Source organism: Sediminibacterium sp. GW821-FHT12F12 (assembly GCF_058806635.1).
This window is the reverse complement of record NZ_JBXAPW010000001.1, coordinates 10,195-33,338: the sequence shown is the minus strand read 5'-3', so window position 1 is coordinate 33,338 and position 23,144 is coordinate 10,195. Positions and strand designations below refer to the sequence as shown.

Annotated in this window: 14 protein-coding genes; 3 read left to right on the top strand and 11 right to left on the bottom strand. The window is 45.9% G+C overall.

What is annotated here, in order from left to right; all coding sequences use genetic code 11:
- Positions 1-3: 3 nt before the first annotated feature.
- Positions 4-456, top strand: a complete 453-nt coding sequence (locus AC1RNB_RS00115; RefSeq protein WP_493079633.1) for a NanQ anomerase/TabA/YiaL family protein — start codon at positions 4-6, stop codon at positions 454-456.
- 67 nt (positions 457-523) lie between these two features.
- Here AC1RNB_RS00115 and kduI read toward each other — a convergent pair whose 3' ends face one another.
- The 8 genes from kduI to AC1RNB_RS00075 form a co-directional block, all read right to left on the bottom strand.
- Entirely contained in the window at positions 524-1,354 is an 831-nt protein-coding gene (gene kduI, locus AC1RNB_RS00110; RefSeq protein WP_493079631.1) for a 5-dehydro-4-deoxy-D-glucuronate isomerase, read from the bottom strand.
- Positions 1,355-1,544: 190 nt separating this feature from the next.
- Entirely contained in the window at positions 1,545-2,309 is a 765-nt protein-coding gene (locus AC1RNB_RS00105) for an SDR family oxidoreductase (protein WP_493079629.1), read from the bottom strand.
- 104 nt (positions 2,310-2,413) lie between these two features.
- The gene (gene uxaC / locus AC1RNB_RS00100) at positions 2,414-3,838 is read right to left on the bottom strand and encodes a glucuronate isomerase (RefSeq protein WP_493079627.1); all 1,425 of its coding nucleotides are present in this window, start codon (positions 3,836-3,838) and stop codon (positions 2,414-2,416) included.
- Between the two features lie 127 nt (positions 3,839-3,965).
- On the bottom strand, positions 3,966-5,615 hold the full coding sequence (locus tag AC1RNB_RS00095) for a UxaA family hydrolase (protein WP_493079625.1): 1,650 nt from the start codon (positions 5,613-5,615) through the stop codon (positions 3,966-3,968).
- On the bottom strand, positions 5,612-7,138 hold the full coding sequence (locus AC1RNB_RS00090; protein WP_493079623.1) for a tagaturonate reductase: 1,527 nt from the start codon (positions 7,136-7,138) through the stop codon (positions 5,612-5,614). The genes AC1RNB_RS00095 and AC1RNB_RS00090 overlap by 4 nt, the downstream gene beginning before the upstream one ends.
- Before the next feature lie 3 nt (positions 7,139-7,141).
- Positions 7,142-9,250, bottom strand: a complete 2,109-nt coding sequence (gene pelA / locus AC1RNB_RS00085) for a pectate lyase (protein WP_493079621.1) — start codon at positions 9,248-9,250, stop codon at positions 7,142-7,144.
- Entirely contained in the window at positions 9,247-11,184 is a 1,938-nt protein-coding gene (locus AC1RNB_RS00080; RefSeq protein WP_493079620.1) for a glycoside hydrolase family 88 protein, read from the bottom strand. Before AC1RNB_RS00080 ends, pelA begins: the two co-directional genes overlap by 4 nt.
- Before the next feature lie 5 nt (positions 11,185-11,189).
- Positions 11,190-13,526: a glycosyl hydrolase family 28 protein gene (locus AC1RNB_RS00075; protein ID WP_493079618.1), complete on the bottom strand. Its 2,337-nt coding sequence runs from the start codon at positions 13,524-13,526 to the stop codon at positions 11,190-11,192.
- 527 nt (positions 13,527-14,053) lie between these two features.
- On the opposite strand from AC1RNB_RS00075, the gene AC1RNB_RS00070 reads away from it, so the two are divergent.
- Positions 14,054-15,094: a LacI family DNA-binding transcriptional regulator gene (locus tag AC1RNB_RS00070; protein WP_493079616.1), complete on the top strand. Its 1,041-nt coding sequence runs from the start codon at positions 14,054-14,056 to the stop codon at positions 15,092-15,094.
- Here the strand turns inward: AC1RNB_RS00070 and AC1RNB_RS00065 are convergent.
- The 3 genes from AC1RNB_RS00065 to AC1RNB_RS00055 all read right to left on the bottom strand — a co-directional run bounded on the left by AC1RNB_RS00065 (position 15,083) and on the right by AC1RNB_RS00055 (position 20,887).
- Positions 15,083-15,514, bottom strand: coding sequence for a nuclear transport factor 2 family protein (locus AC1RNB_RS00065; RefSeq protein ID WP_493079614.1), 432 nt, complete (start codon positions 15,512-15,514; stop codon positions 15,083-15,085). The two genes, AC1RNB_RS00070 and AC1RNB_RS00065, sit on opposite strands and share 12 nt — an antisense overlap.
- Positions 15,515-15,670: 156 nt before the next feature.
- Positions 15,671-17,491: a RagB/SusD family nutrient uptake outer membrane protein gene (locus tag AC1RNB_RS00060; RefSeq protein ID WP_493079613.1), complete on the bottom strand. Its 1,821-nt coding sequence runs from the start codon at positions 17,489-17,491 to the stop codon at positions 15,671-15,673.
- Between the two features lie 24 nt (positions 17,492-17,515).
- Positions 17,516-20,887, bottom strand: coding sequence for a SusC/RagA family TonB-linked outer membrane protein (locus tag AC1RNB_RS00055; RefSeq protein WP_493079611.1), 3,372 nt, complete (start codon positions 20,885-20,887; stop codon positions 17,516-17,518).
- Between the two features lie 255 nt (positions 20,888-21,142).
- Here AC1RNB_RS00055 and AC1RNB_RS00050 point away from each other — a divergent pair, with 255 nt between their 5' ends.
- Positions 21,143-22,483: an MFS transporter gene (locus AC1RNB_RS00050; protein WP_493079609.1), complete on the top strand. Its 1,341-nt coding sequence runs from the start codon at positions 21,143-21,145 to the stop codon at positions 22,481-22,483.
- Positions 22,484-23,144 lie beyond the last annotated feature (661 nt).

Below are 23,144 nucleotides of genomic sequence, written 5' to 3'. Positions count from 1 at the left end.
CTTATGATTTTAGATAGTTTGTCGAATGCGGGTAAGTATGCAGGATTGAATCCTTTGTTTGCGAAAGCCTTTGCGTATATCAGTTCTGTAGACCTGGCTTCGCTGGAAGTGGGCAAGTTTGACATTGATGGTGATAACCTGTGGGGCATTGTATCAGATAAAAATGGTGTGAAGGCGGAAGAGTCTACGGCTAAATTTGAGTGCCACAATGCACATATTGATATCCAGGTTTGTATCAGGGGTAAAGAAACCCTGGGCTGGAAACCACGCAATACCTGTGTATCTCCCAGGGGAGAATATAATGCAGAAAAGGATGTGTTGTTTTACAATGATGAACCGGATATGTTCTTTGGCATGACAGACAACCAGTTCGCCATCTTTTACCCGGAAGATGTACATGCCCCGATGATTGGGGAAGGACCGATCAAGAAACTGGTGATTAAAGTGAAAATATAACTATTTTTTGTTGTGAGTATAAACCGCATCTCCAAAGGATGCGGTTTTTTAGTTTTATGGATGTGACTTATTTCATATCGGCAATTGCTACCGGATCCATATCAGTGAATGTATAATTCTCTCCTGCCATGGCCCAGATAAAACCGTAGTTGGTGGTACCGGGTCCGCAGTGTACCGACCAGGGCGGCGAGATCACAGCTTCGTGGTTAGCCATTACAATATGACGGGTTTCTGTTGGTTCACCCATCAAATGAAAAATGCGGTGTTGGGCAGGTACATCAAAATAGAAATATACTTCCATACGGCGTGTATGGGTATGCGGCGGAACCGAGTTCCATACACTGCCTTCTTTCAAAACCGTTAATCCCATCACCAACTGGCAGCTCTGTATCCCGTCCTGGTGAATATATTTATAGATGGTTCTTTCGTTGGCCGTTGCTTTTTCGCCCAGGTTAACAGGAGAGGCTTCTTCTTTGGTCATCTTCCTGTTAGGATAACTATGATGCGCTGTAGTGGACATCAGAAAAAAACTAGCCGGGCTGTCCGCAGAAATACTGGCAAAATGAACATCTCTGGTTCCTTTACCCAGGTAAACGGTATCCAGTTTGTTCAGTTCGTAACTAACCCCATCCGCTATCACTTTACCAGGCCCTCCCACGTTGATGATCCCCAGTTCCCTTCGCTCCAGAAAATACTCAGCCCGGAGTTCGGCCTCATTGTGCAAAGGCACTTCCTGTTTTAAGGGTTGTACACCACCGATGATTACGCGGTCGTAATGAGAATACACCAACGTTAGGGTATCGGCTTTCATCAGTTCCGGCACTAAAAAGTTCTCCCGCAATTCTGCCGTGCTCATTCCCTTTACTTCTTTGGGACTGGATTGAAACCTGATTTGCATACGTAGTAGTTTATTAGTTGCTGGTTACTGGATGCTGGTTTATTGGTTTACTGACCGATTTGGGTAAATGACTATGAACGCCCCCGAATAAACCAGTAAACCAATAAACATCTACACCCGCTATCTTCTTATACCTATATACTTATTTACTTATATACTTATTTACTTATATACTTATTTACCAATCCACCTACCTCCCCATCCACCCCCCATCTACCACCAAAATGGTTCCGTTAACATAAGCGGAAGCATCTGAAGCAAGGAATACGGTGGGTCCTTTGAAATCTTCGGGTTGTCCCCAGCGTGCGGCGGGTATGCGCGAAAGAATGGAAGCACTTCTCTCCGGATCGTTACGTAAGGCTTCGGTATTATCGGTAGCGATGTATCCGGGTGCGATCCCATTCACAGTTACGCCTTTCGATGCCCATTCGTTGGCCAGTGCTTTTACCAGGCTGCTCAGCGCTCCTTTACTGGCAGCGTATCCGGGTACATTGATCCCTCCCTGAAAACTTAAGAGCGAGCAGGTAAAAATAATTTTTCCGGCGCCTCTTTCTATCATTTTTTTCCCGATCTCCCTTGCGAGAATAAAGGGTGCGTCCAGGTTAAGCGCCAGTACGGTATCCCAATATTCATCCGGGTGTTCGGCAGCAGGTTTGCGCATGATGGTGCCGGCATTGTTCACTAGGATATCGATCACCGGATTTTCTGCCTGCAGTTTTTTAATGAACGCATATAAAGCTTCCCTATCAGAAAGATTGGCGGCATAGGATGTGAATGATCTGCCCAGCGAAAGCACATCTTTTTCGATATCACTTCCCGGTGCCAGCGAACCCGACACACCAATGATATCTGCCCCGGCTTCAGCCAGGCCCAGGGCCATGGCTTTACCGATGCCTTTGTTACAGCCTGTTACCAGGGCTGTTTTTCCACTGAGATCAAATAAGGATGCAGCCATAGAAAGAGTTCAATTAATAAGACTTATCAGGTTCGTTACACTGCAAAACTGGCATTTCTCCGGCAACTAATCACCGGAAACTACGAAAACGTTTGCACGCTGCTTTATTTACCATCCGGCAGGATGGATTGCCAGCCAAAATAAGAACGGGCATTATAATAGCAGATATCTTTTACCAGTTTACCCACCCATTCCACATCATTCGGCAATTCGCCGTTTTCGATCTCCTCCCCGAACAGGTTGCAGAGAATGCGGCGGAAATATTCGTGGCGCGGGAAAGACAAAAAACTTCTTGAATCGGTCAGCATACCTACAAACTTGCTCAGCAAACCCATATTGGATAAGGCATTCAGCTGTTTCACCATCCCATCTTTCTGGTCAAGGAACCACCAGGCAGAACCAAACTGCACTTTACCGGCAACCGATCCGTCGTTGTAATTACCGATCATGGTGGCCATCACTTCATTGTCTGCCGGATTCAGGTTATAGATAATGGTTTTGGCGAGTTTGTTATCGCTGTCCAGTTTATTCAGGAAAATAGAGAGACTTTTCGCCTGCGAAAAATCGCCGATAGAATCCCAACCCGTATCCGGACCCAGCTGCTGCAGCCTGCGTGCATTATTATTACGCAAGGCACCGAGATGAAATTGTTGTACCCAGCCTTTTTCCCAATCCCACTCAGCAAAATGGATCAGCATGGCTGAGCGGAATTTGCGTTGTTCGGTTTCATTCAGTTCTTTACCCGAATGTATTTTCGCAAACAGGGTATCAATTTCTGATCCTGTAAAATCATCCGCGTAAATTTCTTCCAGTCCATGATCCGATACTTTGCAACCCACGGATGCAAAGAAATCATGCCGGTTCTGTAATGCATACAGAAAATCATCAAAAGTAGAAACGGCAATACCTGTGATGGCTTCCAGTTTCTTAATATAGTTATTGAAGTTTACGGAACTGCTCACATTCATGGCCTGGTCAGGACGAAAAGCGGGCAGGATCGGGATCTCAAATCCATCCTTCTTTAATTGCAGGTGATGTTCCAGAGAGTCTACCGGATCATCGGTGGTACATACCAGGGCCACGTTCATTTTACGCAACAGGTTTTGTACCGAATAGTCTTTGGTTTGCAGCAGGCCCGTACAGGTGTCATAAATTTTCTGCGCACTTCGTGGATCCAGTATATCCTGAACACCAAAATACCGCTGTAGCTCCAGGTGTGTCCAGTGATACAATGGATTACGTAAGGTATAGGGAACAGTAGCTGCCCACTGTTCAAATTTTTGCCAATCCGTTTTATCTCCTGTACAAAAACTTTCATCAATTCCATTGGTACGCATGGCACGCCACTTGTAATGGTCGCCCGATAACCATACTTCCGACAGGTTCCTGAACTGGTGATCAGTGGCGATCAGCTGCGGCGATAAATGACAATGGTAATCGATAATCGGCATCCCCGCCGCATAACCATGGTACAGTTCCTGCGCCGTACGGTTACTCAATAAAAAATCTTCGTCCAAAAATTGTTTCATGCTTATTCATTAATTCATTGATCATTCTCTCCCGACCTTTACCCTCGCAAAAAAAACTCACGACTCACGACTCACGACTCACGACTCACGACTCACCACTCACCACTCACCACTCACCACTCACTACTCACAAACTCACCCCCCTCTTCCACGGAATAAAATCATCCTGGTTCAGTAACACTGCTTTCGGTATCACTTCTCCGCTGGCCGCACGGATACAATATTCCAAGATCTCTTCTCCCATTTGCTGAATGGTTTTTTCTCCTTCAATAATGGGACCGGTATTGATATCTATGATATCGCCCATTCGTTTGGTCAATGCCGAATTGGTGGCTACTTTAATGGTAGGGCAAACAGGATTACCCGTAGGCGTACCCAAACCCGTAGTGAACAGGATCAGCGTAGCGCCACTGGCCGCTTTTCCGGTAGTGGCTTCTACGTCATTGCCGGGTGTACATACCAGGCTAAGACCTGGTTTGGTAGCGGGTTCTGTATAATCCAGCACATCTACTACCGGCGACTCTCCTCCTTTTTTAGCGGCACCATTACTTTTAATAGCATCGGTGATCAAACCATCTTTGATATTACCGGGCGATGGGTTCATATCAAAACCGGAACCCGCTCTTTCTGCCGCATCGCTATAGGTTTGCATCAGGTGGATGAATTTTTTCGCCACCGCTTCTTCTTTTGTACGGTCGATCAGTTGTTGCTCAGCCCCGCATAATTCCGGAAATTCTGCCAGAAGGATTTTTCCTCCCAAACCCACCAGGAGATCAGAGCAATAACCTACAGCAGGATTAGCAGAGATCCCGCTGAAACCATCGCTGCCGCCGCATTTTACGCCAATGCATAATTTATCAAGGGTTGCAGGTTTTCTTTCCAGTTTATTAATCTGCACCAGACCTTCAAAAGTGGTGCGGATGGCTTCTGTTACCAGTTGGTCCTCGCTCTGTGATTGCTGTTGTTCAAAAATGTGCAGTGGTTTGTCAAAATTCGGGTTTCTTTTTTTGATATCATCCAACAGTTCCTGTGTCTGCATGTGCTGACAACCCAGGCTCAGAATGGTTACACCTGCCACATTGGGATGATCGGCATAGGCGGCCAGTAATTTACTGAGTACAGCCGCATCCTGGCGGGTGCCGCCACAACCTCCCTGGTGGTTCAGGAATTTGATACCATCCACATTCTTGAACACACGCTGTGTGTGTACCATCGATTCGCGGATGGTCAGATCAGCATGATGAATATCGGCACCGCTTTTATATAATTCTACCAGTAACTGTGTTTTCTGCTTGTATTTATCTGTTACCGCATACCCCAGTTGTGTATGCAATGCTTCCCTGATCACATCCAGGTTACGGTTCTCGCAGAATACCGTAGGGATGAATAACCAGTAATTGGCCGTACCCACCCTTCCGTCTGAACGATGGTAACCATTGAACGTGCGACCCGCAAAGCGGGATGTGTCTGGCGCCTGCCACTGGTAATGACTGGGTCTGTACGCATAGGGTTCGGCCGCATGTTTGGTATTTTCGGTACTCATGCGGCTTCCCTTGGCAACCGCTACCTGGGCTTTACCCACCAGTACACCGTACATAATGATCCCATCACCAGGTTGCAGATCCTGCATAAAGAATTTATGCTTGGCAGCGATATCTTCTGTGAGTATATAAGTAACACCATTAAACGATAGCTCTTCGCCTTTGGAAAGATCTGTTAATGCTACCAGCACATTATCGCCTGGGTTTACCTGCAGTATGCGTTGTTTTTGACTCATGCCAATGCTTTTTTTGCTAAGATAGAACTAACTGTTTTCTCCGGTCCTTCAGCTATCAATAATTCTACTATTCCCAGAACGGCTTCTGTAAATGCAGTGTAAGCAGAAAGATCCTCTCCAAAAATAGGTATGCTGCGTAAACTATCCCGCACAACCACCCCGAGATCACCTGATTGCCATTCCTGATACATCAGGCTGGCTTTGTCATCCTGTATGGGATAGGTTTTACCGTGATAGTTACCGTAAAACTGATTTTTTTCTTTCTGATCCGACCGCATAAATAACAGAAAGCAGGCGAAACCGGTAGCCATGCAAACCGGTACTTCCTGATTTACTGAAAAATGTTTTTTCACCAATGGAACCACCCGCATCTGCATTTTAGAACTGTACTGCGCGGTAATATTTAACCAGAGATGTTCGATATGTGGGTTGCGGAATCGGTCTAATACCTGTTTACCAAAAGCTACCGCTTCTTCAACTGAGATCGTTGGGCCCGTAACCAACGGAACAATTTCCTTGAATACCAGCGTGGAGATAAAGGATTCAAACAATGGATCCTGCATGGCAGCTTTTACGGTAGCAAATCCGGATAAATGGGCCAGTCCGCAGGAAAGGGTATGTGTGGCATTCAGCAACCGCAGTTTCAGTTCGCGGAACTTGTTGATATCGGCGGCCAGTATCACTTCCTCGTTACAGGTGCTGAAAGAAAGTATCTCTTTGGTACGCTGCCGGCTGGTTTCGATGGCCCAAAGGCGGTAGGGTTCCGACATGATCATCAGTTCATCCTGGTAATGCAATTGCTCTTCGGCTTTTGCCTGCTCGGCAGCTGCTAATTTACCGGGCACAATACAATCTACCAGCGAATTGCAGAACTCATTTGCATGGGTCAGCCAATCAATAAATGCTGCCGGTAATTCTTTCTTTGCGGCCAGAGACATTACAATTTCCCGGAGTTTGGTTCCGTTATCTACGATCAATTCTGTAGGAACAATTACCATACCCGCTTCTGTAGCGCCTTTCATTACGCGGTATCTTTCTTCGAGAAAGGCCAATAGTCTTCCGGGAAAAGATACCGGTATAACAGCTGTAACATCCGCTTCTTCCCATACAATGCCTACTTCTGTTGTATTGGAAATGATGATCTGTAAATGGGGGTTAGCAGCCGCGGCCAGAATTTCCGGCCATTGTTCCGCAGCAGATACTACACGGCTGATAGCTGCATTGATATAGGTATGCTCTTGCACTTCTCCATTCACCACCCCTTTTTCCAGAATCGTGTATAATCCATCTTGTCTGGCAAAAGCATCCGTAGCACCGGTGGCGGTAGATTTTACCACTAGCACCCTTCCGTTAAAGATGCCCTGTTTATTGGCCTGGTCAATAAAATGATCCGGCAGTCCGCGCAGCAACACGCCCGTACCAAACTGTAGCACCCGTTCAGGCAGATCAAATACAGTAACCAACGGTACAGAATTATTTTCTGCCGGAAGCTGCTGCAATATTTTTTTCGACAATGTATTCATCACTTATAACTTCTTCTGTTTTTGCAACCACGCAGGATATTCTGCCTGCACTAATTTCTGTGGCCAAACACCATACCAGGCATAACCGGTTCTTCTTTCATTTTCAATCTCTTTCAGTTCATATTTTTTCTCACTATTCCTGCCGCTGAAAAAAGGACGGTTGGTACCAATCTCATAAAACCTTGCCCAGATGGTACTGCCGGCATCAGGCTGAATAATGCGGTCTTTGCCATTCGGTTGTTCCGGCGCAATCACATCTCCGTATTTGTATCCTGCAATCTTTACCTTTTCAAACCAGGCGATAGCGGCCTGTATGGCTTTCTGTACCGCAGCAGAGGGATTTGGTAAACGCATCAGGAAGCGGGTAATACCTACCGACTCACTGCCGCTGATAGATACCAGTTCAAATTTCCTCGCCATTTCAGGTAACAGGGTAATATGATTGTATTGTGCACACCAGGCAGTAAGTTGCCCATTCACCAGGATCTGTGTGTTAAGTATACAATCAACGCCTTTTCGTACAGCCTCCCTGCAAAGAGGGATCAATGATGGATGAACCAGTTCGAAATGATTTTTCCCTTCCACAATATCCTGCAGAATATTCAGCACATTCACCATCGCATCATCATTATACGTGATCTGGCTGCGGTAAATAGAAGAATCCGGATAATACTGCGGCCAGCCTCCGTTGGCATACTGTGCCTTCAAACAGTAACGGATCCCTTTTTCAGCCGCAGCGAGATAAGCGGGATTGTTTGTTTGCCGGTAGGCATTCACCAGGTAACGGATCTCGCGGCTGGTGGCGCTGTTATCAATCGTGGCATCTTTGTGTGCAGAATCATCGCGTATGGCTTTCTTTTCTGCCTCACTCAATAGTTTGCTGTAATTCACTTTTACTTCATGAATGGCTTTGGGCCAGCCACCCACAGCTCTTTGATACAACAACATATTCTCCGCAATAGAATCAACAGAAGGGTTAGATGCTACAGGTGTTTTCTTGTGGGAGGAAGCCGTCAGCCATTTCTTATCTATTTTCACCGGCACTGTAGCAGGTTGCCATTTACCGGCAAACGTCCAGTGGATGGTAATATCTTCAGGTTTGGGTGAACCTTCGGCACCAGAAAGATTATCTGCATGCCAGGCATAATCGCCACCCTTTCTGTGTGCGTTATAAAAATAGACCCTATGTCCCCAACGGATCAGGTTCTGCGGATTAGATGGATTGAGATAAATGGGTGCATCCGCCATATTCTCCGGGAAAGAAGCATTGAGAATATAGAACTGTGCATCGCGGTGATAACGGCCCAGTTTAAATCCATCATCGCCACTGAACCGGCAGTTCATCAATACGGTTTTGGAATCTTTGTGTACAGAACCATCATGCCAGATCGCCGCTGTTTTACTATGTGCCACAAATTCGCAGTTCTCGGCCCAGGCCCAGCCGCGTGGACAATAAAAATCAACCCCACCTTCCATCAGGCAGTCTTTGAAATAGAACATACCGTTATCGGTATTCCACGGACTCACCGTATCGCCACCATAGGCACGCAGAATACAGTTTCGAACGATCAACCGGGTGGTTTCAAAACTGCGCAAAGCCATCTGGTGGCTATCGCGTTTAACCGTTTTAAAGGGATTGAGGCTATCTGCACGGCAATCTACATGTACACCTTCGGTATCAGTAACATGATCTAATCCGAATGTATTGGAAATGGTGAGGTTCTCCAGCGTAATATCACTGCCTTTGAGGTTAATGGTAGCCACGCCCCAATCATCCGGGTTCTCGCAGCGCCAGATCTCGCGGGCCAGGGAGATTTGCAACAGGGTCTTGTTCTTATCTTCCCCTACCAACGTGATAAAATCTTTTTCGATAAAGATCTTCTCCTGGTACAGACCATTACGGATAAAAATGATCCTCGGTGCTGTTGCTTTATCAGGTAAACTATTGATCGCATCCTGGATGCTCGTAAAATCGCCGTTGCCTGCCTGATCTACAATGATGGCTTTAACAGGAGGTTGTGCCGTAGCAGGTACCATGATACAACTGCTACAGAAAATGTAACAGGCTACCACCCATACGAACCGGATAATATGCCATGAATGGATTCTCATTTCTTTTTACGGACCTCCTTACCAGGTATCTGTTTGATCAGCCAGGAAACCAACTGCTGTGCAGCTGGAAAATTTTCGTATTCGGCGGGCAGCTTTCGGCCATCTGTATACTCGTTGTATAACCAGGGATCACCGGTAGCAAAAACAGTTCCCTTACCGATTTTGGCCACCGCAAAAATAACGGTACCATCTTCCTTGGTCAGCAGCGCTTTGGCCGGTGCTTGCAACAATAGGCTGCTGATCTCTTTCTGGTATATCTTTTTTACAGAAGGCAGAATCGGGTTACCCGCAGGGATCTCGATCTTACCACCACTGTATTCATTACCGATCACGCGGTTACGGCTGTCTTCATTAAAATGGATCCCGAATTTTTCTGCCAGCTGGTTAAAGTGTTCAAATTCCGCGTTGCCCTTATCATTATGCATCAATACCAATACCCCGCCGGCTTTTACCCAGTTATATACTTCTTCCGCATCTTTTGGTTGCACATAATTGGGGGTAGGGTTATCAGTTGTATTATCTGCATCTACGATCAGGTAGATATCTGCATCGCGCAGATTCTTGGCGGTGGGCGCTTCGCTCAATGTTTGTGTGGCCACGCCCTTACTTCTGAAGACCTGGCCCAGTAAAGAGAAGCCGTTGTTGTATAACTCATACCATTTGTAATGATAAGGTTTTACCGTTCCGAGTATGTCTTTCTTTTTTTCAGCATTAAAATAATCATCGAGCAACACAGTTTTTCCTTTTCCTTCGGGTAATGTTTTCAGCAATGCCATTTCGTTGGCCGCCTGTAAAAAAGCACCTACCCCTTTCGGATCATTCACCACTACCGGTTCGCTCATGTAATAACCGTAACTGCCATCGCGGTAAGGATTACCGCCCAAACCACTTACACTTACCGTACCATGCAGATTGGTTTGTCCGTTGGCATCAGTTTTTACAAATTCTTTGAGTATGCCGGCAAATCCTTTTTGAGCAACCGGGAGATAAGAAGCTGGTAAATGTCCCAACCTAACCGCTTTGGCGATGGCACATACAAACATGGAACTGGCCGAAGCTTCGAAGTAGTTACCTTTTTCTTTGGGTAGATTAATGATATCGTACCACAAACCGGTAGCAGGGTCTTGTACTTTTCTGATAGCGTTTGCAAAACGCTGGAGAATAGCCCTGAGTGTATCTCTTCCGGGATGATCTGCGGGAAAATTCTCCAGCACATCTACCAAAGCCATGCCATACCAGGCCATGGCCCTGGCCCAGAAATGCGGCGATAAGCCTGTTTGCGGGTTGGCCCATTTCTGGGTTTTGCTTTCGTCCCAGCCATGGTACAACAAACCTGTTTTGGCATCGCGGGCGTGTAACTCCATCCAGCGGAACTGGTTCACAATATCATTCAACGCGTCGGGCTCGTTATAGGTAACCGCATATTCTGTGTAAAATGCCTCGGCCATATACAATCCATCGAGCCACATCTGGTAAGGGTAGATTTTCTTGTGCCAGAAACCGCCTTCGTTGGTGCGGGGTTGGTTACGCAACTGCTCACGCAGGGTTTGAGCAGCTTTAAAATATTTTTCTTTACCGGTTACATGGTAAAGCGTGAGCAGTATCCTGCCACAAAGCACATTGTCGAGGTTATAATCAGCCTGCTTGTAGGTTCTGATCTCTCCTTTTTCATTCACAAAAAAATCCATGCATTTCTGCATGTAAGCAAAATATTTACCATCGCCTGTCTGGTACCAAAGCCCTTCTATTCCTTTCAGGATCACACCCTGGTCATAGGTCCATTTGGCGGGTTTGGCAGGATTGGTATACAAAGAATCCTTCCAGATGGTCATAACGGTTTTAGCCATTTTCTCAGACCAGTTCTGTGCCTGCAGTGCCGGAAGCAGGGCTATCAGCAAACTAAGAACAAGACTAAAACGGATGATTTTTTTCATAATAGTTACTTAATGATCAGGGATGAAGATTGTGCACCAAACCCGAAACTGGTTTTGCTTTTGGCTTTGGAAAAATCTGTCTCGCTAACTTTGATATTGGCCGACCTATCTCCATTTACACTGAACAACAGATCCGTTGGCAAATCATACATCAGGTTATCAAACGAAACGCCGTTGCTATTCTGGATATATATCAGCGGCGATGGTTCCGCTGTTACCAGCCGGATATTTTTCAATGCCACACCGGTAGCTTCTGTACATTCAATGCCTTTGCGCGATTGCAATACCGCATTACTGATCTGTACGTTCCGGATATTCATTTCGGGAATACCGCGGATAAAAATCGCTTTCTCAGCTCCTTTACAAACAATATCATTAAAAAAGAAATCCCGGAAAACCGGTGTGCCTTCATTTACGGGCAGGGTTTCGATCTTCGGCATCTCTGCTTTTTCGCCCGCCAATGGAACCGGATCTTTGGCCATATAATACATATCAAACAGTATCGCTTCGCCGGCTATATCTTTCATCTGGATATGGGATGCATAGATCTTTTCTACCACACCCCCTCTGCCGCGGGTAGTTTTAAACCGCAGACCTATATCCGATCCGATAAACGTACAGTTGGATACAAAAATATTCCGGGCACCGCCACTCATTTCACTGCCGATCACAAAACCGCCATGCGAATGATATACGGTTGTATTCTGTGCAATCACATTTTCAGTAGGTATACCGCGTTTCCGGCCTTCCTCATCGCGACCGGATTTGATGCAGATCCCATCATCACCCGTATCAAACGAACAACCATCAATCAATACATTGGCACAGGATTCCAGGTCGAGCGCATCGGTATTCTGTCCGTACCAGGGATTTTTTACCGTTACATTTTTGATGGTGATATGCTGGCTTACAGCGAGATGCATGGTCCAGGCAGGTGAGTTTTCAAAAGTGACTCCTTCCAGCAAAACATTTTTACACTGGCTGATACGCAGAAAATTAGGCCGTAAAAAATCGCGCACATCTTCAAAATCGGATAGCTTTTTACCGGAGCTGAGTTTACCTACATCCCCCGTTACGGAACCCCTTAAGGCAGATGCGGATGGATACCAGCTGGATTTATCGGCCGATAAAAAACCGGTGCGCTGTAAATTCTTCCACTCCGAATCAGTGATCTTTCCTTTTTTCACAGGCCGCCATACATTGCCCGATCCGTTAAAGATGCCGGCACCGGTGATCGCAATATTTTCTGCATCCGTAGCTGAGATGGGCGATTGGCAGCGGGCCGCTTCAACACCTTCAAAAGAAGAAGCTACCAGCGGGTATTGGGTTTTATCTTCTGTAAACGACACCAGTGCACCCCTTACGGCGTGTAAGTCTATATTACTCTTTAATACGATCGGTCCGGTAAGCCATAAGCCGGCAGGTATCAAAACAGTACCACCACCATTTTTTTCGCAGGCATCAATGGTAGCCTGGATGGCTTTGGTATTCAGGGTAACACCATCACTTACGGCTCCGAAACGGAGGATATGAAAAGTATCTTTTTTGAAATGAGGTTGGCAGATCTTGGGTAATTCATACGCCAGCTTTTCCGGATGTGCGGAAGGTTTCAGGTATTGAGCCAGTGGAAAATTCTTTTCATTTATTTCTGCACAAACCAACGATGCCACCTGGGCAGCACCATAAGCAGAAAAATGTGTGTCGTCTTTTTTCCCGTCAGCAGCAGCTTTAAAATGTTTCGGATCGATCCATAAGAATAGTTTCTTTGAACCTTCCACGCCTTCTCTCTCAATCAGGGCCTGGCTGCTTTTATGCAGATCAATGAGTAATACATTCATGTCTTTGGCTACCGCTCTTACCACTGCCGGGTATTCTCCGTGCTGGTCCACAAATTTTCCATTCGCATCAAATTTTCTCCGCATTACCGGCGTAACCAGGATCGGTATAGCGCCTTTTAACCGGGTTTCTTTTACAAAACGGATCAGGTTATCGCGGTACAAACCCTGCGGAGCAGCGTAACGGTTACTATCTTCTTTTTTCTGATCGTTATGACCAAACTGGATAAACACATAATCATTGGCCTGCAGATTTTTCATCACAGAATCCCAACGGCCTTCTCTGATAAAACTTTTGGTGCTTCTGCCATTAACGGCATAGTTTTTTACCTGCACCGCTTCTGTTAAAAAATCAGGAAACAGTTGTCCCCAGCCTCTCTCCGGATTATCGGCCAAGGGTTTATCGGCCATGGTAGAATCACCGATCAGAAAGATCCGGATCTTTTTTTCAGGCATACCAAAAGCCATCAACATAAGTAAAGATGCAAATGCAATTATCTTTTTCATCAACAGGTTCTGGGTTTAGCTAAATAAAAAGGAAAGGATACACGCAAAAGCAAGCTACACAGCTTTCGCTGCATAGCTTCTTTCGATTGCTTGCTTGTATATACCAATAAAAAGGAAGAAATAAGGTGGTTTGCCGTTACCCTATACGCATAGCGGTCACTGTGCGGAACAGCGAAACCTTTTGTTTTTTTTTGTAACAGGATGGTAAGCATAATTGTCATGGCATTCCCCTGGATCTTAGCTCGTTAGCTGGTACAAGTCTACTCAGTAATTCAGCAGTTTCCCGCAGAAAACACCTATTTATTTACGCAAACGTTCCCGGTTTAAAGTATATACAAACCCTTTACAAACAAGCTTCTCAGGCCATCGGAACCCGATTTGATCTACCTCAGCAAATCCACTCCCACCCTTCAAAAAAAACACACCATTCCGGCCTCCCGGAAGGCTGTAATGGCGCTCTTCCATAAATAGCGTATTTTTAAAGTTCCGAAAGGTATCCGGCTGTAAAAAGCCTTAAACCGCCCGCTATGAAGTTTGAAGCTGTTACCATCAAAGATATTGCCAAAGCATTGGGACTTTCCACTTCAACCGTATCCCGGGCATTGCGTGATAGTTATGAGATCAGCCCGGAGACCAAAAAGAAAGTGCTGGAATATTCCGAAAAGATCAACTACCGGCCCAACCCCATTGCTTTAAGTCTGAAAGAGAAAAGAAGCCGCTCCATCGGGATCATCGTTTGCGAGATCGCCAATAGCTTTTTTTCCCAGACCATCAACGGCATCGAATCCATTGCCTACGATATGGGCTACAATGTGATCATTGCCCAAAGCCATGAATCTTACGAACGAGAAGTGCTTAACGTACAATACCTCGCTTCCCGCTCTATTGATGGTTTGCTGGTGTCTGTTTCATCAGAGACCAAAGACCTTGAACACCTGCGTAACCTGCACGACCGGGGTTTTCCCATTGTATTTTTTGACCGGGTGGTAGATGAAATGGAAACACATAAAGTGATCGTTGATAATTTCAAAGGCGCTTACGATGCCACCATTCACCTGGTGCAGTGCGGCTACCGGCATATTGCCGCACTTGCCGGTTCTGAATACCTCTCTATTACCAAGGAAAGATTAGGTGGTTACCGGAAGGCGCTGGAAGACAGCGGACTTGCTTACAACGAAAACTATGTGCAGCACTGCCTGCATGGCGGTATGCTGTACGACGAAGTGGAAGATTCCCTAACCGCCTTACTGCAACAGCCGCAAAAACCAGACGCCATCATGGCATCTGCCGATAAACTTACTACCAATTGTCTCCGTTACTTCAAAAAGCGAAAGATCCGCGTGCCGGATGATGTAGCATTGATCGGTTTCTCCAACCTGGATCTGACCGATCTTTTATCACCCTCTTTGTCGGTTGTTCGCCAGCCGGCTTTTGAAATGGGCCAGTTATCTACAGAATTACTGATACACCAGATAGAAAGTAAAAGACCCGTAAAAGAATTTGAACAGCGCATCCTGCCGCCTCAATTATTTATCCGCGAGTCTACCGACAGAACCCTAGCTCGTTAGTTTCACTGCCTGCCGGGCCAGTAATTTCCATTCGCCTTTTTCTTTTACCCATACCAGCAACACTTTCAGTTTTACTACGGCGGGTTTGCCACCATCGTTGATATTGGCCAACAGTGTATGACGTACAATGGCATTTTTATTAACTACAGAAACCGTTTGTTCAGATAACTCGATGGTTACAAAATCTGATTTACCAGAAGCGATATTCTCTACAAAAGAGGTTTTGTTCTCTGCCTTACCGCCGGAATGGCCATAACTGAGACTATCCATGGCAATATTCTCGAGCGAAGTTCTGTCGCCACTGATCATGGCCTGGCGGAGTTTTTCTACAGCTTCCACCACGGCTTTTTCATCTTTTGACTGGGCAATGGCAGCAAACGAAAACAAAGACAGTATTCCTAACAGATACAGGTATTTCATATGGTTTAATTTGAAGAACTAATATAAACTTTCTTTGGGGCTGTTAATACAATAACTACGCAAACGTTGTCGCAACGGATAGTATTGGTTTTGCTGGTATACTTAAAAAAACAAGACCGCCGTGCAGGGCGGTCTTGTTATATCATTTATCTGTGTTTAGTAACCGGGATTCTGCGAGAGGTTCAGGTTCGCATCTCTTGCCGGCTGTGGCAGTGGAAGCAATTCAGATTTACCTGTTACAAATCCGGTGGCATACCGCGAAAGGGCGGTTGTATTGATAGCCGCACTTAACCAAACCACCCTTGTAGTTCCGGCAGGTGCCGAACCGGGTGCCGCTTTATAAAAGGAATTGGCCCACAAACCACCGGTATAGGTATTATCATCAGAAGTAGAACCTGTTCTGTAATACATCGATACCGGTAAAGTATTGTAAGGTGCCGCCAGGGTAGACATGGCCAGCAGTGCTGTTTTGGTGGCTGCAATTTTGGAAGCCAGCAGGTTCCAGCGAATCAGGTCAAATTTGCGGATGCCTTCTCCACCCAGTTCCAGTGAGCGCTCTTTTACGATGGCATCGAAGAAAGCAGTTTTGTTTAAACCGGCAGGCAGATCAACAGTAGCGTCTACGGTGCCGATCGCTTTTCCGTACCCTCTTCTTCTTACCTGGTTAACGGCGTTGTAAGCGGCTGCAGTGGGTCCGTTCAGTTCATTCTCTGCTTCTGCAAACATGAGCAATACATCGGAGTAACGAAGGATCTGCCATTTTAATCCAAAATACTGGATAGCATTGGTGGGCGCAAAAGAAGGATTGGTGATCCAGTCTCTTCTGTATTTACCATCACAGATAGCCGTAATAGCCTGCCCTATTTTAGTGGTACCATCTGCCGCCACATTGTATACGGCACAGGTTACATCCCTGCGCTGGTCGGTTGAATCGAATGCATAGAAATAAGTAGGTAATACGTTGATACTTTTATTGCCAAGGTTATTCACGGTGGGTCCGTTATAATAACCCAGTTTGGTATCTTCTGCCGCAACCCCACCAATGGCACTTGCCTGGAACATCAGTTCTCCCTGCGGATCGGCAACAGCATGTGCATTTACCTGGTTCTTCCAGAGATTTTTGAAACTGGGGTTTAAAGCATGTTGTGCAGAATTGATGATATCATTACACTCATCTTTCGCTACCTGGTAATATGTCTGGTAATCAGAAGCACGTTTCATGGTTCCATCACTGCGCAAAGAAAATCCTCCCCTGAACAAAGCAATACGGGCACGTAATCCTTTTACCGCTCCTTTGGTAATACGCTCATCTACCTGATCGCCGATAGCGGTCACTTCATTTTTCCAGGGCACCAGGTCAGCAGCTGTTTTCAGATCAGCCAGCAGTCGGTTGTACAAAGTATCTCGGTCCGTTCTCGCAGGGAAAGGGTTGCCGGATGCGAGTGAAGAAGCCGGACTGAAATGCGCCGGCAGATCGCCCCAATGTTTGATGGCTTCAAAATAGAACTGGGCACGTAAGGTCAACGCTTCGCCGTACATACGCTGCAGCTGTTTTTTCTGCTGATCGGTTCCGCTGTTATACATGGCCATCTTAGGGATATTGGCGATACAGATATTGGCATACTCAATACCGGTAAATAACTGGTTAAACGGATTGGTGATCTGCGCATTACCCGGTGTGGCGCTGTAACGGGCAATATCACGGCGGTCGTTATCTGCATTGCCGGTAGGCCCCTGCATCTCATCTGTATCTACGGTATAATACAAACTCAAACGGATACCAAAACCCGCATCACCCACCAGCCGGCTGTATACACCGGCCAATGCTTTGTAGGCACTGGGCACATCGCTGAATACCACTTCGGCACTCACATCGGTGATGGGTTGCTGGTCGAGAAATTTCTTACAACTGGCAAACAACAACAGGAAACCTGCTGCGGTAAGGATTGTCAGTTTATAAAAATGTTTCGTATTCATATCAGAACATTTAGTTGGGTTATATTAAAAGGTTGCATTTACGCCGAAAATAAAACTGCGGCTTTTGGGATAGGCTGAATAATCCAGGCCGGGGGTAAGCGGACTGTTACGCACACTCACTTCCGGATCATATCCTGTGTAACTGGTAAATACAGCCAGGTTATTAGCGGTGAAATAGAACCTTAGTTTGTTGATCTTCATTTTAGCGAGTGTTGCAGAAGGCAGTGTATAACCAATCGTCAGGTTATTCACGCGCAGGAAAGATCCTTTTTCAATGGCCCATGAACTGGGATAGAACGCACCGGCACTCTTGATCGGCTGCCAGATAGTGGCATTGGCATTTAAGGCAGCCAACTGATCAGGTGCAATACCTACTGCCTGACCTGAACCATTTACCCACTGGGCAGTTTGCCCTGTTTCGGTTACCACTTTCCAGCGGTTAGCCATCAGGGCCAGCATATTGGAGTTAGCGGTATACCCGTTGGTGAACTCGATCTTGTTGGCATTATAAATATCATTACCGTAAGAGAAGTTCACAAATACACTCATATCCCAGTTTTTGTAAGTAAACTGGTTGTTCCATCCACCCGTAAACTTAGGCGTTGGGTTACCAATGATGGTACGGTCTTTATCGAGATTAATCACACCATCCCCATCCAGGTCTTTAAACTTAACCGAACCCGGCTGCACAGTGCCAATGATACCCGAATTGTTTACTACTCCGGCTTTCAGCGTGTAAACAGAAGTAGCGGCGTTATAATCAAAATCAGATACTTTGTAGAATCCATCATTCACCAATCCCCACATAGCGCCTACCGGATCTCCGATACGCACAATATAATCGGTTGGCTGACCGGATACACCCCAGCTGGCAGCAGGGTAAAACAGCTTTTGATTCTGTCCCAAAGCTTCTACCCGGTTGGTATTAAAAGCCATATTAAAATTAGACGACCAGCTGAAAGCTGCTTTTTTGATCACAATCGCATTCAATTGGATCTCTACACCCTTATTGGATGTTTTCCCGATATTCTGCAGCTGAGTAGAATAACCGTAAGTAGAAGCGATCGGTACATTCAGCAACAGGTTCTTTGCATTGTTGTTGTAATAATCCACACTCAGACTGATCCTGTCGCTCAGGAAACTGATGTCCATACCGTAGTTACGGCTCACATTCGACTCCCACTGTAAACCTTCATTCACCAGGCCGGAAGAATAATAAGCCGTGATGGCCTGGTTATTCAATCCATAGTAATAAGCACCATCGTTACGGAAAGTGGTCAGGAAGAGATAATCGTTGATGCGGTTATTACCCACGGTACCCATACCCACCCTGAACTTCAGGTCGCTGATCGCTTTTACGTTCTCGAGGAATTTCTCATTCTTCACCCTCCATGCCACAGAACCGGATGGGAAATAACCCCACTGTTTGCCCGGTGCAAATTTGGAAGCACCATCGGCACGTACGTTGAAAGAGAAATAGTATTTGTTCATATAGGTATAATTCACCCTGCTGAAGAATGACAGGTTGGTATACCTTGTTTTATTCAGTTTCGGATAGCCGGTAAAAGGAACACCCAATCCTGTTTTATTAAATGCATCATCGGGCGAAGTGTTGGTAGGATATAAGCGGATCAGCTGCGTATGCAGTTCTGTACGCAGGTCATAGGTTTCCTGTCCAACGAGGAAATCAAAATCATGTTTGCCCTTGAATTTGCTGACCGAATACGTTAACACATTGGAATTAGTCAGTGTTTTCCTGGTCAATGAATCCAGCTGTGCAATGGGTTTTCTCGAACCCTGGATCACAGAATACGGCGTAATGGAATCACTGAACTGGCGGTCTATCAGGTTACTGTAATCATACCCGAAAGTAGACTTGAAAGTCAGGTTACGGGTAATATTGTAGGTAAGGCTGGTAGTGATATTAAATACATCGGTTGATTTTCTGCGGTATTCTGCATTGGCCAATGAGATCGGGTTCACGAGGTTCAGTCCATTACCCACATTCGGATCGGCCAGCGGATCGGCATCTTCGAGATCCTGGTTGGCAGAAAGAAAGGGACGGTACTTCACCGCATTACGCAAACGGCTGTATGAAGAACCCTGCTCTGAAGAGATCCCGGCACCATATACATCGGTACGGGTATAACGCGCAGATACACCGAGCCTGAGTTTTTCGGTTATACGATAATCCGTTTTCAGGTTCAGCAAATGCCTTTTGTAATCAGAGTTGAGTACAATGGCTTTATCATTGTTGTAGGTATAACCGAAGTTGTAAGTGAGTTTTCTGCTGCCACCCATAGCTGATACATTGTGCGTTTGCATAATGCCTGTTCTGCCGGCTACTTCATTCTGCCAGTCAACCGCGGCAACATTCTTATAATTATTCAGGGTATCCCAGGTGGTACCGAAGTTGCGGGTAAAAGTGGTACTGTCTGTGCTGCTGCCGCGTGATCTTTCAGATTGATAGATAACATAATCATAAGGCGACAATACATCCAGTTTTTTAGCCAGCTTCTTAAACCCGATAAAACCATTATAGCTGAGGGTTAATCTGCCGGGCCTTCCGCTTTTGGTAGTGATTACCACTACCCCATTGGCACCACGGGCACCATAAATGGCGGTAGCGGCGGCATCTTTCAACACATCAATGGTTTGAATATTCTGGGGAGAGAGCGCTGATAAACCATTTTCTACCTGCACACCATCAACGATGTACAGCGGCGAGTTATCGCCGGTGATAGACATACCACCCCGGATCCTCACGCGGATATCAGCATCAGGCGAGCCTTCAGCTGTAGTAGCGGTAACACCTGCCAAACGACCGTTCAGCGCTTCTGCAGCAGAGTTAACGGGGATATCTTTCAGGTCTTTGGCACCCACACTCGATACGGAAGCCAGCAGGTTCTTTCGTTTGATGGTCTGGTAACCGATCACCACCACTTCTTCCGATTCTTTGGTTTCGGCGGTCATGGAAACATTTACCGTGTTTCTTCCTTTCACCGCTTCCTGGCGTTGGGCATAACCCACATAGGAGAAGGAAAGGGTAACATTACCATTGGCTACGAGAATGCGGTATTGACCGGACTGGTCTGTTACGGTACCGGCCTGCTGGCCTTTTACCGATACACTTACTCCTTCCAATGGCTGGTTATCGGTAGAAGTAACTTTACCTTTTACCTCAAATTTCTTTTCCTGTGCCAGCAGCGCCAAAGGCTGCAGCAGCAGCAAACCTGCCAGCAAAGCCATACACAGGTTTACCCGTTTCATAAGCATACGCAAACGTTTTAAACGATCCATAAAAAATAAGTTGGGAATGGAAGAAAGGACGGATATACTGTTGCGGAGAGGAGCAGCAACAGGCAAAACAGAGCAATGTTTGAGAGCTACAGACATGACAAGCAGTTTCTACAATCGTTATTTTGGCAAATCCACCGGTATCAAAGGCCCTTTTGTGAGGTCCGGGCCAGCATAGATACCAATCCAATGCTACACCTATAAAGACAATGCAGAAAGCGAAAACGATTTTTTTTCTACGCAATCGTTCCCGGTAACGTTACCAGCAAAACTAATTTGCCCGAAACCCTCAACAGGCGTCGGTTATACTCCCTGTTTTACCTATTTTTAGTAACACCTAACTAACCGATTGTTATGTCGTTATCCAAACCGCGCCTCAGTTTCATGCAGATCATTAACATGAACGTCGGATTCTTTGGGATCCAGTACAGTTTTGGCCTGCAGCAGAGCGCTGTTAACCCTATTTACGACTTCCTCGGTGCCAAACCCGATGAAATTCCCCTGCTGAACCTGGCAGGCCCCATGACGGGCCTCCTGATCCAGCCCATTATCGGCGCTTTAAGCGATAAAACCTGGCATCCCCGCTTTGGTCGTCGAAAACCCTATTTCTTTATTGGTGCCTTGTTTTGTAGTCTCTGTCTCTTCCTCTACCCCTTCAGCAGTTCTTTGTGGATGGCCGCCGGTTTGTTATGGGTACTCGATGCGGCCAACAATACCGCTATGGAACCCTATCGCGCTTTTATTGCCGATAAACTGCCCAGTTCACAAATGCCTACCGGTTTTTTAACGCAGAGTTTTTTTACCGGCCTTGGTATCACCCTCGCCAATGTTTCATTGTTTGTGTTTCAACAGGTAGGTTTTCTGAAACAGACACACGGGCAGATTCCTTACTGGGTATTCGGTTCTTTCTTTCTCGGTTCTCTCTGTTCCATCTCATCCGTATTATGGTCTATCAGTAAAACACCCGAGATCCCTCCTACCGAAGAAGAACTGGCCGCGCTCAAAGCCAATAAAAAAACTGTATTCGGCCCTTTTATCGAAATAGCCCATGCCATCAAAGACATGCCCAAAGTAATGTGGCAACTGGCACTGGTGTATCTGTTTCAATGGTATGCTCTCTTCTGTTACTGGCAGAATGCTTCTAAAAGCATTGCCCAGTCTGTATGGAAAACCTCACCATCAAAAGATCCCAGATTGTACGAAGAAGCCGTAGGCTGGGCCGGACTCGTTAACGGCTGGTACAATGTGGTTACTTTTTTGTCGGCTTTCGGATTGGTGATAGTGGCTAAAAAATACAGTCCCAAAGCTGTACATATAACTTGTTTGTTGTTAGCCGGGGTAGGTCTGCTCATCTTCCCGCATATCGAAAACAAATACGTATTATTCGCCCCCATGACCGGCTTCGGTATTGCCTGGGCCAGCATGATGGGCGTACCTTATCTGATGGTGGTGCACAATATTCCCAAAGAAAGATATGGGGTGTACATGGGTATCATTAACATGATGATCGTTATACCGATGATTCTACAAACCACCACTTTCGGATATGTACTGGAACATTTTCTGGACAATGATCCCGGCAAAGCCATCAGTTTTGGCGGTGTGTTATTACTGATTGCCTGTGCGGCCACTTTTCTGATCAAAGCAAGCAAAGTAAATGAGGAGGATGTGGTGATGCAGGGAGGCGGGCATTAGAATATCGAACATCGAATATCGAACAAGGAACGCCGAAGTGAAAAAATAAAATACTTCGACATTCGATATTTCCCGCCCTGGCGGGATTCGATATTCGATATTATTTCTGTTAGATAGAAGTTAGCTCATTGACCAGATACAAAACTTTAAAAAAATGAAAACTCTGTGCCCCTCTGTTTCTCCTAATCTCTGTGTTGAAAAAAGAAACAGTTGTTGTTGAGTGATTGAGAATGAGTAGTAATTTTCAACACAGAGACCACAGAGATGGGGAGTTGCACAGAGAAAAGCAGGCGGGTATTAGAAAAACGAATATCGAATATCGAACACCGAACAAGGAACGCCGAAGTGGAAAAACATAAGACACTTCGACATTCGATATTCCTTGTTCGATATTCGATATTCAAAAGGGCTTTATCAGAGCATATATATAACAAGCCTTATGCTATCTACTACTAAGTGGTAATAAGGCTTGTTATATGAAAAAAATCTGTGCCCCTCTGTTTCTCCCAATCTCTGTGTTGAAAAAGAAACAGCTGTTGTTGAGTGATTGAGGAAAAGTAGTGATTTTCAACACAGAGACCATAGAGATGGGGAGTTGCACAGAGAAAAGCAGGCGGGTATTAGAAAAACGAATATCGAATATCGAACACCGAACAAGGAA